General features: G+C 65.1%; 11 protein-coding genes. 8 read left to right on the top strand and 3 right to left on the bottom strand.

What is annotated here, in order from left to right:
* Positions 1-127: 127 nt before the first annotated feature.
* A complete protein-coding gene (gene hisC, locus QMX85_RS14485) occupies positions 128-1,195 on the top strand; it encodes a histidinol-phosphate transaminase (protein WP_282341977.1) in 1,068 nt (355 codons plus the stop codon).
* 65 nt (positions 1,196-1,260) lie between these two features.
* On the opposite strand, the gene algW is transcribed toward hisC, so the two are convergent.
* Positions 1,261-2,436 (bottom strand): Do family serine endopeptidase AlgW, encoded by a 1,176-nt coding sequence (gene algW, locus QMX85_RS14480; protein WP_273232564.1) that lies wholly within the window; start codon positions 2,434-2,436, stop codon positions 1,261-1,263.
* 243 nt (positions 2,437-2,679) lie between these two features.
* Between algW and QMX85_RS14475 the strand changes: the two genes are divergently transcribed.
* The 3 genes from QMX85_RS14475 (at position 2,680) to cysN (ending at position 6,388) form a co-directional block, all read left to right on the top strand.
* A complete protein-coding gene (locus QMX85_RS14475) occupies positions 2,680-3,438 on the top strand; it encodes a Nif3-like dinuclear metal center hexameric protein (protein WP_282341975.1) in 759 nt (252 codons plus the stop codon).
* Between the two features lie 132 nt (positions 3,439-3,570).
* Positions 3,571-4,488: a sulfate adenylyltransferase subunit CysD gene (cysD, locus tag QMX85_RS14470; protein ID WP_282341973.1), complete on the top strand. Its 918-nt coding sequence runs from the start codon at positions 3,571-3,573 to the stop codon at positions 4,486-4,488.
* 1 nt (position 4,489) lies between these two features.
* The gene (gene cysN, locus QMX85_RS14465) at positions 4,490-6,388 is read left to right on the top strand and encodes a sulfate adenylyltransferase subunit CysN (RefSeq protein ID WP_282341971.1); all 1,899 of its coding nucleotides are present in this window, start codon (positions 4,490-4,492) and stop codon (positions 6,386-6,388) included.
* Between the two features lie 369 nt (positions 6,389-6,757).
* Here the strand turns inward: cysN and QMX85_RS14460 are convergent, their stop codons facing one another.
* Positions 6,758-7,198 (bottom strand): DUF1043 family protein, encoded by a 441-nt coding sequence (locus QMX85_RS14460; protein ID WP_090226492.1) that lies wholly within the window; start codon positions 7,196-7,198, stop codon positions 6,758-6,760.
* 229 nt (positions 7,199-7,427) lie between these two features.
* Here QMX85_RS14460 and QMX85_RS14455 point away from each other — a divergent pair, with 229 nt between their 5' ends.
* From QMX85_RS14455 to zapE, 3 genes are all read left to right on the top strand, one after another.
* Positions 7,428-8,057: an alpha/beta fold hydrolase gene (locus tag QMX85_RS14455; RefSeq protein WP_282341968.1), complete on the top strand. Its 630-nt coding sequence runs from the start codon at positions 7,428-7,430 to the stop codon at positions 8,055-8,057.
* Between the two features lie 26 nt (positions 8,058-8,083).
* On the top strand, positions 8,084-9,439 hold the full coding sequence (locus QMX85_RS14450; RefSeq protein WP_282341967.1) for a tryptophan--tRNA ligase: 1,356 nt from the start codon (positions 8,084-8,086) through the stop codon (positions 9,437-9,439).
* 194 nt (positions 9,440-9,633) lie between these two features.
* A complete protein-coding gene (gene zapE / locus QMX85_RS14445; RefSeq protein WP_282341981.1) occupies positions 9,634-10,725 on the top strand; it encodes a cell division protein ZapE in 1,092 nt (363 codons plus the stop codon).
* A 66-nt stretch (positions 10,726-10,791) separates the two neighbouring features.
* Here zapE and QMX85_RS14440 read toward each other — a convergent pair whose 3' ends face one another.
* A complete protein-coding gene (locus QMX85_RS14440; protein ID WP_282341979.1) occupies positions 10,792-11,685 on the bottom strand; it encodes a GlxA family transcriptional regulator in 894 nt (297 codons plus the stop codon).
* A 260-nt stretch (positions 11,686-11,945) separates the two neighbouring features.
* Here QMX85_RS14440 and QMX85_RS14435 point away from each other — a divergent pair, with 260 nt between their 5' ends.
* On the top strand, positions 11,946-13,082 hold the full coding sequence (locus QMX85_RS14435; protein WP_282341966.1) for an acyl-CoA dehydrogenase family protein: 1,137 nt from the start codon (positions 11,946-11,948) through the stop codon (positions 13,080-13,082).
* Positions 13,083-13,098: the final 16 nt, after the last annotated feature.

Below are 13,098 nucleotides of genomic sequence, written 5' to 3'. Positions count from 1 at the left end.
GGTGCGCCGTGCGCACCTTGTGAGTGTTCCGGTGCGCACGGCGCACCCTACGGGGTCGTAGCTTCGTGCATTGAGCGGAGCGATACCCGTCACCCCTAATGCAACGTATTCGAGGAGAGAAGGGCAGATGAGCAAATTCTGGAGCCCCTTCGTCAAGAACCTGGTGCCCTACGTGCCGGGCGAGCAGCCGAAACTGACCAAGCTGGTCAAGCTGAACACCAACGAGAACCCCTATGGCCCGTCGCCGAAAGCGATCGCCGCCATGCAGGCCGAGCTGGGCGACGCCCTGCGCCTGTACCCGGACCCGAACGGCGAGCGCCTCAAGCAGGCGGTCGCCGCGTTCCATGACGTGCGCGCGGAGCAGGTCTTCGTCGGCAACGGTTCCGACGAGGTCCTGGCCCACGCGTTCTACGGGCTGTTCCAGCACGGCCAGCCGCTGCTGTTCCCGGACATCAGCTACAGCTTCTATCCGGTCTATTGCGGCCTCTACGGCATCGATTACCGTACCGTGCCGCTGGATGACGCGTTCCAGATCCGCATCGAGGATTACGCGCAGCCCAACGGCGGCATCGTCTTCCCCAACCCGAACGCGCCGACCGGCTGCCTGCTCGGTCTCGACGCCATCGAGCGACTGCTCGGCGCCAACTCCGACTCGGTGGTGCTGGTCGATGAGGCGTACATCGACTTCGGCGGCGTGAGCGCGGTGAGCCTGGTGGATCGCTACCCGAACCTGCTGGTCTGCCAGACCCTGTCGAAATCGCGCTCGCTGGCCGGGTTGCGCGTCGGCCTGGCGATCGGTCACCCACAGCTGATCGAGGCGCTGGAACGGGTCAAGAACAGCTTCAACTCCTACCCGCTGGATCGCATCGCCATCGCCGGCGCGGCCGCGGCGTTCGAGGATCGGGCGTACTTCGAGCAGACCTGCGCGGCGGTGATCGACAGCCGCGAGAAGCTGGTGGGCGAGCTGAAGGGGCTGGGTTTCGAGGTGCTGCCGTCGGCGGCGAACTTCGTCTTCGCCCGGCATCCGCAGCGCGATGCGGCGCAGCTGGCGGCCGGGGTGCGCGAGCAGGGCGTCATCGTGCGGCACTTCACGGCGCCGCGCATCGCCCAGTTCCTGCGCATCAGCATCGGTACGCCGGAGCAGAACGCGGCGCTGATCGAGGCGCTGTCCGGGCTGGGCCTGCCGCAGGCCTGAGTGAAGCACGGGTAAGAAAAGGCCGGGGCGCGTCGAGCGTCCCGGTCTTTTTCGTTGCGGCGGGCCTACTTCTTGTTCGGCGTCGCGGCCGGGGCAGGGGGCGCCGGGGGCGGGCGCACGCCGACCGGAGCCTTGAAGCTCAGCGGCTTGCCGTTGCGCAGCACGTCGATGGTGACGTTCTCGCCGGGGTGCACGCGGGCGACCTGGTTCATCGCCGCGCGACCGTCCCGCGCGGTCACGCCGTCGATGCTGACGATCACGTCGCCGGGTTGCAGGCCGGCCTTCTGCGCGGGGCCTCCGTTATAGACGCCAGCCACCAGCACGCCGCTGTCCAGCTTGAACGAGGTCGCCAGTTCGGGCGTCAACTGCTGCACCTCGATCCCCAGCCAGCCGCGGATCACCTGGCCGTGTTCGATGATCGCCTCCATCACTTCCTGGGCCAGCTTCACCGGGATGGCGAAGCCGATGCCCAGCGAGCCGCCGCTGGTGCTGTTGGAGAAGATCGCGGTGTTGATGCCGATCAGATTGCCCTGCACGTCGACCAGGGCACCGCCGGAGTTGCCGGGGTTGATCGCGGCGTCGGTCTGGATGAAGTCGGCGTAGGTGTTCAGCTTCTGGTCCTGGTAGCGTCCGGTGGCGCTGATGATGCCCATGGTCACCGTCTGGCCGACGCCGAACGGGTTGCCGATGGCCAGCACTACGTCGCCGACGGCGATGTCGTCGGAGCGGCCGAGGGTGATCGCGGGCAGTTTCGGCAGGTCGATCTTGAGTACCGCGAGGTCGGTTTCCGGGTCGCTGCCGACCACTCGGGCGAGGGCGTCGCGGCCGTCCTTGAGGGCCACGATGATCTGGTCGGCGCCGGCGGTAACGTGGTTGTTGGTCAGCAGGTAGCCTTCGTGGCTCATGATCACCGCGGAGCCGAGGCTCGATTCCATGCGCCGCTGGCGGGGCATGTTGTCACCGAAGAAACGGCGGAACAGCGGGTCATCGAGCAATGGGTTGCTGGCCTTGTTGATCACCTTGGTGGTGTACAGGTTGGCCACCGCCGGCGCCGCGGCGACCACCGCGCTGGCGTAGGACACCGGGCCCTGCCGCTGCGGCAGGATCGAGATCGGCGCCTGCTGCAGGTTGACCTCGTGGCTGGGCATGCCGACCCATTCGGGATAGCGCTGAATGATCAGCATCGCCAGCAGCAAACCCACCACCAGGGGCCAGGCGAAGAAGCGCAGAGCCTTGAGCATCGCAGGAAAGTCTCGTCGGGAAATGGAGCGCGCCGTATCGGCGTCGCGGGTCGTACTGGCAGCGGTGCGGCGCGGATCGGTCCCCGCGCGGCGCCCGAAGTGGCGGCATTATAAGGGCTGTCCTGGTAAAAACGAGGGGCAGCGGTTTCACCTGCTGCCGCGCTTTTCCGTAGTATGGACAGCCCTTGCCGAAGCCTGCCTCCGGGCCGGCTTCTGGTCCCGAACCCTTGTGTGGAGAAGCCCATGGCCGTCGCCCTGAGTGCCCTGGTCGAAGAGGCCGACCGTTACCTGAATGCCGCACGCATCCAGGATTACTGCCCCAATGGCCTGCAGGTCGAAGGGCGACCGCAGGTGCAGCGGATCGTCAGCGGCGTGACCGCGAGCCAGGCCCTGCTGGACGCTGCCGCCGAGGTCGAGGCGGACGTGGTGCTGGTCCATCACGGTTACTTCTGGAAGAGCGAAGATCCCTGCGTGGTCGGCATGAAGCGCCGCCGCCTGAAGACCCTGCTGGCCCACGACATGAGCCTGCTGGCCTATCACCTGCCGCTGGACGTGCATGCCGAGGTCGGCAACAACGTGCAGCTGGCGCGCCAGCTCGACCTGATCGTCGAGGGCCCGCTGGAGCCGGACAATCCGCGCAACGTGGCGCTGGTGGGGTCGCTCGCCGAACCCATGGCGGCGCGCGATTTCGCCCGGCGCGTGCAGAACGTTCTGCTGCGCGAACCGCTGCTGATCGAGGGCGATACGCCGATCCAGCGGGTCGCCTGGTGCACGGGCGGGGCGCAGGGCTACATCGATCAGGCGATCGCCGCCGGCGTCGACCTGTACCTCACCGGCGAGGCGTCGGAGCAGACCTTCCACAGCGCGCGGGAAAATGGCGTGAGCTTCATCGCCGCCGGCCACCACGCCACGGAGCGCTACGGCGTGCAGGCGCTCGGCGATTATCTGGCGCGCCGATTCGCCCTCGAACACCTGTTCATCGATTGCCCCAACCCGATCTGAGCAGGCGTGTCCGAGGGCATAACGCTAGATCGTTTCGATCTAGATGGCTCCCTGAATAGAAGAAGGCGCTGTGCTAGAGTGCGCGCTCGTCCACGGCCCGCTGGCCGTATGTACCCCTATCCGTGAGTAGCCATGGTCGACAAACTGACGCATCTGAAGCAGCTGGAAGCCGAGAGCATCCACATCATTCGCGAGGTCGCCGCCGAGTTCGACAACCCGGTGATGCTGTATTCCATCGGCAAGGATTCCGCCGTGATGCTGCACCTGGCGCGCAAGGCCTTCTTCCCCGGCAAGCTGCCGTTCCCGGTCATGCACGTCGATACGCGCTGGAAATTCCAGGAGATGTACCGATTCCGCGACAAGATGGTCGCCGAGATGGGCCTCGATCTGATCACCCATATCAACCCTGACGGCGTGGCGCAGAACATCAACCCCTTCACCCACGGCAGTGCCAAGCACACCGACGTCATGAAGACCGAAGGGCTGAAGCAGGCGCTCGACAAATACGGTTTCGATGCCGCCTTCGGTGGCGCGCGGCGCGACGAAGAGAAGTCCCGCGCGAAAGAGCGCGTGTATTCCTTCCGCGACAGCAAGCACCGCTGGGACCCGAAGAACCAGCGCCCGGAGCTGTGGAACGTCTACAACGGAAAGGTGAAGAAGGGCGAGTCGATCCGCGTGTTCCCGCTCTCCAACTGGACCGAGCTGGATATCTGGCAGTACATCTATTTGGAACAGATCCCGATCGTGCCGCTGTATTTCGCGGCCGAGCGCGACGTCATCGAGAAGAACGGCACGCTGATCATGATCGACGACGATCGCATCCTCGAGCACCTTTCCGACGAAGAGAAAGCCCGTATCACCAAGAAGATGGTGCGTTTCCGCACCCTCGGCTGCTACCCGCTGACCGGCGCGGTGGAGTCCGAGGCGACCAGCCTCACCGACATCATCCAGGAAATGCTCCTGACCCGGACTTCCGAACGCCAGGGCCGCGTGATCGATCACGACGGCGCGGGCTCCATGGAAGAGAAAAAACGTCAGGGGTACTTTTGATATGTCGCACCAATCCGAGCTGATCAGCGAGGACATCCTCGCCTACCTGGCCCAGCACGAACGCAAGGAGCTGCTGCGCTTCCTCACCTGCGGCAACGTCGACGACGGCAAGAGCACCCTGATCGGGCGCCTGCTGCACGACTCCAAGATGATCTATGAGGACCATCTGGAAGCCATCACCCGCGACTCCAAGAAGGTCGGCACCACTGGTGACGACATCGACCTGGCGCTGCTGGTCGACGGTCTGCAGGCCGAGCGCGAGCAGGGCATCACCATCGATGTCGCCTACCGCTATTTCTCCACCGCCAAGCGCAAGTTCATCATCGCCGATACCCCCGGCCATGAGCAGTACACCCGCAACATGGCCACCGGTGCGTCCACCTGCGACCTGGCGATCATCCTCATCGATGCGCGCTACGGCGTGCAGACGCAGACCAAGCGCCATAGCTTCATCGCCTCCCTGCTGGGTATCCGTCACATCGTCGTGGCGATCAACAAGATGGACATCAACGGTTTCGACCAGTCGGTGTTCGAGCAGATCAAGGCCGATTACCTGGCGTTCGCCGAGCACATCCAGCTCAAGCCGACCACCCTCGAGTTCGTGCCGATGTCGGCGCTCAAGGGCGACAACGTGGTCAACCGCAGCGAGCGCTCGCCCTGGTACACCGGCAAGTCGCTGATGGAAATCCTCGAGACCGTAGAGATCGCCGGCGACCGCAATTTCGACGACATGCGCTTCCCGGTGCAGTACGTCAACCGGCCGAACCTGAACTTCCGCGGCTTCGCCGGCACCCTGGCCAGCGGCGTGGTGCACAAGGGTGACGACGTCGTCGTGCTGCCGTCGGGCAAGGGTAGCCGGGTCAAGTCCATCGTCACCTACGAGGGCGAACTGGAGCAGGCCGGGCCTGGCCAGGCGATCACCCTGACCCTGGAAGACGAGATCGACGTGTCGCGCGGCGACATGCTGGTGCACGCCGACAATCGTCCCCAGGTGGTCGACAGCTTCGACGCCATGCTGGTGTGGATGGCCGAAGAGCCGATGCTGCCGGGCAAGAAATACGACATCAAGCGCGCCACCAGCTACGTGCCGGGCTCGATTGCCAGCCTCGCCCACAAGATCGATATCAACGAACTGCAGGAAGTGCCGGCGAGCACCCTGGCGCTCAACGAGATCGGTAAGGTGCGCATCGCCCTGGATGCCTCCATCGCCCTCGACGGCTACGCGCAAAACCGCACCACCGGCGCCTTCATCGTCATCGACCGGCTCACCAACGGCACTGTCGGCGCCGGCATGATCGTCGCGCAGCCGCTCGGTAGCGGCGCTGGCGGTCATCACGGCGCGCTGGCGCACGTGTCCACCGAGGAGCGCGCCGCACGTTTCGGCCAGCAGCCGGCCACCGTGCTGTTCAGCGGCCTTTCCGGCGCGGGCAAGAGCACCCTGGCCTACGCGGTCGAGCGCAAGCTGTTCGATTCCGGCCGCGCTGTCTATGTGCTGGATGGCCAGAACCTGCGCCAAGACCTGAACAAGGGCCTGCCGCAGGACCGTTCCGGGCGCACCGAGAACTGGCGCCGTGCCGCCCACGTGGCACGCCAGTTCAACGAAGCCGGCCTGCTGACGCTGGCCGCGTTCGTCGCCCCGGACGCCGAAGGGCGCGAGCAGGCGAAGACCCTCATCGGCGCGCAGCGGCTGATCACCGTGCACGTCAAGGCGTCCCTGGACGCCTGCCGCGCGCGCGATCCGCAGGGGTTGTACGCCGCCGGGCAGGGCAACATTCCGGGCGATTCCTTCGCCTACGACGAGCCGCAGGATGCCGACTTGGTCATCGATACCGAACAGGTAACGTTGGAAGAGGGCGTCAGGCAGGTGCTGGAGTTGCTTCGCCAGCGCGGCGCGATCTGACAACTCTGTATACGGCCCCGCGGCGTCTATGGCCGCGGGATCGTCGTATAGGCGTCCGCGCAAAAGCCCCGCATGAGCGTGGTGCTGTTCACTTCAAGGTGGTCCCTGTTGCTCCCCTCGCCGATTTATGGGAGAGGGGCTGGGGAGGGACTGTTCGGGTTCGACCACCGCTACAGTGAACCGCATTACCACTCGGCGGGGCTTTTTCATGCCTGAAATCCACCGGGCGCCGCGCTTCTCACCAAGCCGATAGCGTTCGCGATCAGGCACCCGGCAGGCTTCCGCGGTGCTGGTTCCAGCGCTCGCAGCCAATGAGCCGCCAATAAAAAGCCCCGCATCGGCGGGGCTTTCGTCAACCGGTTTGCGACGTCAATGGCGATTCTTCAGGCCGTAGCCTTCGGCCAGTGTGCCGGCGGTGTCGGCGCTTTTCGGCGCGTAGTCCTTCGGCACTTCGACGCTCGCCGGCGGCGTCAGGCGTTCGCGCGGGCTGTACGCTTCGTCGGCGTGCAGCGCGGCGAGCAGGCGCTGGCGCGTCAGCTCGTCCAGGGCCAGACGGTTGGCGCCGTCGGACAGGTGCTCCTGCACGTCCTGATAGCTTTGGGTGAGTTTCTTCACCAGGCCGGCGGTGGTGTTGAAGTGGGTGACCACTTCGCTCTGATAGGTATCGAAGCGTTCCTGCAGATCGTCGAGTTGACGCTGCGTGCGATTGGGCGCGGCGTGCGGCAGCAGGCGGGCGACCAGAAAACCGATGGCGATGCCGGCGAGCAGGGTGAGGGCCGGTAGCAACCAGGCCGTAAGCGTCTGTTCCACGAGTCCTTCCTCTATAAACGGCTTTGCTTTACGTTACCGGCTCGGGCCTGGGCTGTATACCGCGATGCGTGTCGCCAGGCTTGTCGTCGCGGCTTTCATGACCGCGACGCCGGATGCGATCGAGGGATCTCGCGATCCCTCTGCCCGGTGGTTTTTCGCGCAGTCCGCTGAAATCCGCCGGGGTTCAACCAAGACGAGTCGACCCGCCACGAGGTCACGGAGTTCCCCCTTGCTCACCCGCGAAACCCCCTTGCTGCTCGACGGCCCCTGCGGCCAACTCGAAGCCCTTAACCTCGACCTGCCCGAGGCCCGTGGCCTGGCGCTGGTCTGCCATCCCAATCCGATCCAGGGCGGCACCATGCTGAACAAGGTGGTTTCCACCCTGCAGCGTTCCGCCCGCGATTGTGGCTATACGACGTTGCGTTTCAATTACCGCGGGGTCGGTGCCAGTGCCGGTGCCTCGGACATGCGCGAAGGCGAAGTGGACGATGCCGAGGCCGCGGCCGACTGGCTGCTTGCAAAGCATCCGGGATTGCCGCTGACGCTGCTCGGCTTCTCCTTCGGCGGCTTCGTCGTGGCCAGCCTGGCGGCGCGCCTCGAGGCCCGCGGCATCGCCGTGCAGAAGGTGTTCATGATCGCGCCGGCGGTGATGCGCCTGGGTGCGGACTTCGTCCTGCCGTCGCACGGGCAGATCACCCTGATCCAGCCTGAGCAGGACGAGGTGATCGAGCCGCAGCGGGTGTTCGACTGGAGCGCTGCGCAGGCGCGTGCCCATGAGCTGCTGAAAGTGGCAGAATGCGGCCACTTTTTTCACGGCAAACTGACCGATCTGAAAGATCTGCTGCTGCCTCGCCTCTGACCGAACGCCGCCAACAAGCGAACGCCATGACCACACGCATCCTCACCGGAATCACCACCACCGGCACGCCGCACCTGGGCAACTACGCCGGCGCCATTCGCCCGGCGATCGTCGCCAGCCGCGATCCGCAGGCGGATTCGTTCTATTTCCTCGCCGACTACCACGCGCTGATCAAGTGCGACGACCCGCTGCGCATCCAGCGCTCGCGCCTGGAGATCGCCGCCACCTGGCTGGCCTGCGGGCTGGACCCCGAGCGCGCGACCTTCTACCGGCAGTCGGACATCCCGGAAATCCCCGAGCTGACCTGGCTGCTCACCTGTGTCGCCGGCAAGGGCCTGCTCAACCGGGCGCACGCCTACAAGGCGTCGGTGGACAAGAACCTGGAGAACGGCGAGGACCCGGATGCCGGCGTGACCATGGGCCTGTTCAGCTACCCGATTCTGATGGCCGCCGACATCCTGATGTTCAACGCGCACAAGGTGCCGGTCGGGCGTGACCAGATCCAGCACGTGGAAATGGCTCGTGACATCGGCCAGCGCTTCAACCACCTGTTCGGTGCCGGCAGGGAGCTCTTCACCCTGCCAGAGGCGGTGATCGAAGAGGGCGTGGCGACGCTGCCGGGCCTGGACGGGAGAAAGATGTCGAAGAGTTACGACAACACTATCCCGCTGTTCGGCAGCGCCAGGCAGCTCAAGGATGCCATCGCCCGCATCGTCACCGACTCGCGCGCCCCTGGCGAGCCGAAGGACCCGGACAACTCGCACCTGTTCACCCTCTACCAGGCCTTCGCCACGCCCACCCAGTTGGCGGCTTTCCGCGACGAGCTGCTGAGCGGCCTGGCCTGGGGCGAAGCCAAGCAGCGCCTGTTCCAGCTGCTCGACGACGAGCTCGGCGAGGGGCGCGAACGCTACCACGCCCTGGTCGAGCGTCCGTCCGATCTGGAGGACATCCTCCTTGCCGGCGCCGCCAAGGCGCGCAGGACCGCCACGCCGTTCCTCGAGCAGTTGCGCGAGTCGGTCGGCCTGCGCTCGTTCCGCAGCCAGGCGCAGGGCCCCGCCGGCGGCAAGAAGAAGGCCGCCAAGGGGGCGCGGTTCGTCAGCTTCCGCGAGCGCGACGGCAGCTTCCAGTTCCGCTTTCTCGCCGCCGATGGCGAAGAGCTGCTGCTTTCGCGTGCCTTCGCCGACCCCAAGGCGGCGGGTGCCGCCAGCCAGCGCGTTGTCGAGGAGGGCGCCGACGCGCTCGACCTGCGCGCCGATGCCGATCGCTTCGCGCTGTGGCTCGATGGCGAGCTGCTGGCGCAGAGTCCGGCCTACGCCGACGCGTCGCAGCGTGATGCCGGCATGGCGCGGCTGCGCGAGGCGCTCTCCAGCCTCGTCGCCTGACGGAACATAGTGGCGCGCACGTTCTCCAACGACGTGCGCCACGCAACGCCGCGGTCCTCGCGGCGCCCTCATCGCTGGCAACCGTCCGCCTTATCTGCAACCGTGAGGACAGTGCCTTGAACGACCTCAGCCAATTGCCAACCCCGGAGGCCGCCGCTAAAGTGTCGGCCCCGCTTCACGACCCCGACCCGGCCATGACCCCTCTTGAGCGCTATCAGGCTGACCTGAAACGTCCCGACTTCTTCCACGATGCGGCGCAGGAAACAGCTGTGCGGCACCTGCAACGCCTGTACGACGACCTCGTGGCGGAGCAGAACAAATCCGGCCTGCTGGGCAAGCTGTTCGGCAAGAAGCGCCAGGGGCCGATCAAGGGCCTGTACTTCTGGGGCGGTGTCGGCCGCGGCAAGACCTACCTGGTCGATACCTTCTTCGACGCGTTGCCGTTCAAGGAAAAGACCCGCACGCACTTCCACCGCTTCATGAAGCGCGTGCACGAGGAAATGAAAACCCTCAAGGGCGAGAAGAACCCGCTGACCATCATCGGCAAGCGTTTCGCCGACGAGAGCCGGGTGATCTGCTTCGACGAGTTCTTTGTTTCAGACATCACCGACGCGATGATCCTGGCGACCCTGCTCGAGGAGCTGTTCAAGAATGGCGTGAGCCTGGTGGCGACCTCCAACATCGTTCCCGACGGCCTCTACAAGGACGGCCTGCAGCGCGCGCGCTTCCTGCCCGCCATCGAGCTGTTGAAGAAGCACACCGAGATCGTCAACGTCGACAGCGGCGTCGACTACCGCTTGCGCGCGCTGGAGCAGGCCGAGCTGTTCCACTGGCCGCTTTCCGCCGAGGTCGATGCGCTCATGGCGCAGAGCTTCGTCAGCCTGCTGCACGACTGCGAGCACGCCGAGGACGATGTCGACCTGATGGTCGAGAACCGTGCCATCCATGCGCGCCGTGTCTGCCAGGACGTCGCCTGGTTCGACTTCCGCGATATCTGCGACGGCCCGCGCAGCCAGAACGACTACATCGAGCTTGGCAAGGTCTACCACGCGGTGCTGGTCTCGAATGTCGAGAAGATGGACGCCGCGAAGGACGACATGGCGCGCCGCTTCATCAACCTCGTGGACGAGTTCTACGACCGCAACGTCAAGCTCATCCTCTCCGCCGAGGTCGAGTTGAAGGACCTCTATAGCGGCGGCCGGCTGACCTTCGAGTTCCAGCGCACCCTGAGCCGTTTGCTGGAAATGCAGTCGCACGAGTTCCTCGCGCGTCCGCACCGCCCCTGATCCGCAGCGCGGCGACCGTCCTGGTCGCCGCGCTCGTCGCCCGGCGACCCCAAGCTCTGCGCCCGCTCACATGTCCTTGTGGTGAAACTGCTGCCGATAGCGGTTCGGCGACAGTTCGGTGTGCTGACGGAACAACCGGGCGAAGAAGCTCGCGTCGTCGTAACCCACTTCGTAGCTGATCGTCTTGATGCTCTTGCGCGTCGCCGAGAGCAGGCCCTTGGCCGTCTCGATGCGCAGGCGTTGCAGGTAATGCAGCGGTTTGTCGCCGGTGGCGGCCTGGAAGCGGCGCATGAAATTGCGAATGCTCATGCCGTGTTCGCGGGCGACGTCCTCGAAACGGAACTTGTCGGCGAAGTGCTCCTCCAGCCAGTGCTGGATCTGCAGCACGGCGACGTCCTGGTGCAGCTTCTGCCCGCCGAAGCCGATTCTTCCCGGCGTGTAGCTGCGTTGCACCTCGAAGAGAATATCGCGCGACACGCCCTGCGCCACCGCGGCGCCGCAGAAACGTTCGATCAGGTAGATGTAGAGGTCGCAGGCGGACGTCACGCCGCCGGCGCAGTAGAGGTTGTCGGCGTCGGTGAGGTGCTTGTCCTGGTTCAGCTGCACGCGTGGATAACGGCGGGCGAACTCCTCATGGAAGCGCCAGTAGGTGGTCGCTTCCTTGCCATCGAGCAGCCCGGCTTCGGCCATCCAGAACACTCCGGTGGCCTCGCCGCAGATGGCACCTCCGGCGGTGTGGCAGTCGCGCAACCACTGCAGGACCTGCGGATGTCGCTCGCGCAGCGCATCGAAGTTGCCCCAGAACGCCGGCAGGATGATCGCGTCGGCGGCTTGCAGCCCGCCATTCACCGGGATGCTGACGTCGCTGAAGCTTCGTACCGGGCGGCCGTCGGGGCTCACAAGGTGGATTTCCAGCGTAGGGCCCAGGCCGAGCTGCTTGCCGTGGCGCACGCTGGCCATGTGGAAGAAGTCTTTTGCCTGCATCAGCGTCGAGCCGAAGGAGCCTTCGGTGGCGAGAATGCTGACCCGCAGGGGCACGGAGGTCGCGTTTGGCATGCTCTTGTTCTTATAGGTAAATAGTGGGGTATAAGCGTCAGTTTCCGGCAGGATCGTCTTATTTTTTGTCGCTTGTGTCCAGTGTGTAGCGGGTCGGCGTGGCCTACAGTCTCGGGCTCATGCTGCCTACAACTCCAATAACAGACGCATCCGAAGGTGATCCGATGATTCCCAGAACCCCGTTCAATTCCGACCACGAACTCTTTCGCGACAGCGTGCGCAAGTTCCTCGAGCAGGAAGCGGTGCCGTTCCACGCGCAGTGGGAGAAGGACGGTCACATCGACCGGAACCTCTGGAACAAGGCCGGCGAGGCGGGGATGCTCTGCTCGCATCTGCCGGAGGAATACGGCGGCATGGCGGCGGATTTTCTCTACAGCACCGTGGTGATCGAGGAGGTCGGCCGGCTGGGCCTGACCGGTATCGGCTTCTCGCTGCATTCGGACATCGTCGCGCCTTACATCCTGCATTACGGCAGCGAGACGCTGAAACAGAAGTACCTGCCACGGATGGTGACGGGCGAACTGGTCACGGCGATCGCGATGACCGAGCCGGGAGCGGGGTCCGACCTGCAGGGCGTCAAGACCACCGCAGTGGAGGACGGCGACGAGTACGTCATCAACGGCTCGAAGACCTTCATCACCAACGGTTTTCTCGCCGACCTAGTGATCGTCGTCGCCAAGACCGATCCCAAGGCGGGCGCTAAGGGCACCAGCCTGTTCCTGGTCGAGGCGGGAACGCCCGGCTTTTCCAAGGGCAAGCGCCTGGAGAAGGTTGGCATGAAGGCGCAGGACACCTCCGAACTGTTCTTCCAGGATGTTCGGGTACCGAAGGAAAACCTCCTCGGCCAGGCCGGAATGGGCTTCGCCTATCTGATGCAGGAACTGCCCCAGGAGCGCCTCACCGTCGGCATTGGCGCCATGGCCTCGGCGGAGGCGGCGCTGAAGTGGACGCTGGATTACACCCGCGAGCGCAAGGCGTTCGGCAAGGCCATCGCGGACTTCCAGAACACCCGTTTCAAGCTCGCCGAGATGGCCACGGAAATACAGATCGGTCGGGTGTTTCTTGATCGCTGTCTCGAACTGCACCTGGACGGCAAGCTCGACGTGCCGACGGCGGCGATGCTCAAGTACTGGAGCACCGACCTGCAGTGCAAGGTGCTCGACGAGTGCGTTCAGTTGCATGGCGGTTACGGCTTTATGTGGGAATACCCGGTTGCCCGCGCCTGGGCCGACGCTCGGGTGCAGCGCATCTACGCCGGCACCAACGAGATCATGAAGGAAATCATCGCGCGCACACTCTAGCGAACCCGTCGGCCAT

The sequence above is a fragment of the Pseudomonas sp. PS02288 genome (assembly GCF_029959715.1).
GTDB classification, from domain to species: Bacteria; Pseudomonadota; Gammaproteobacteria; order Pseudomonadales; family Pseudomonadaceae; genus Pseudomonas_O; species Pseudomonas_O kuykendallii.
This window is presented reverse-complemented; position numbering and strand designations above follow the sequence as displayed.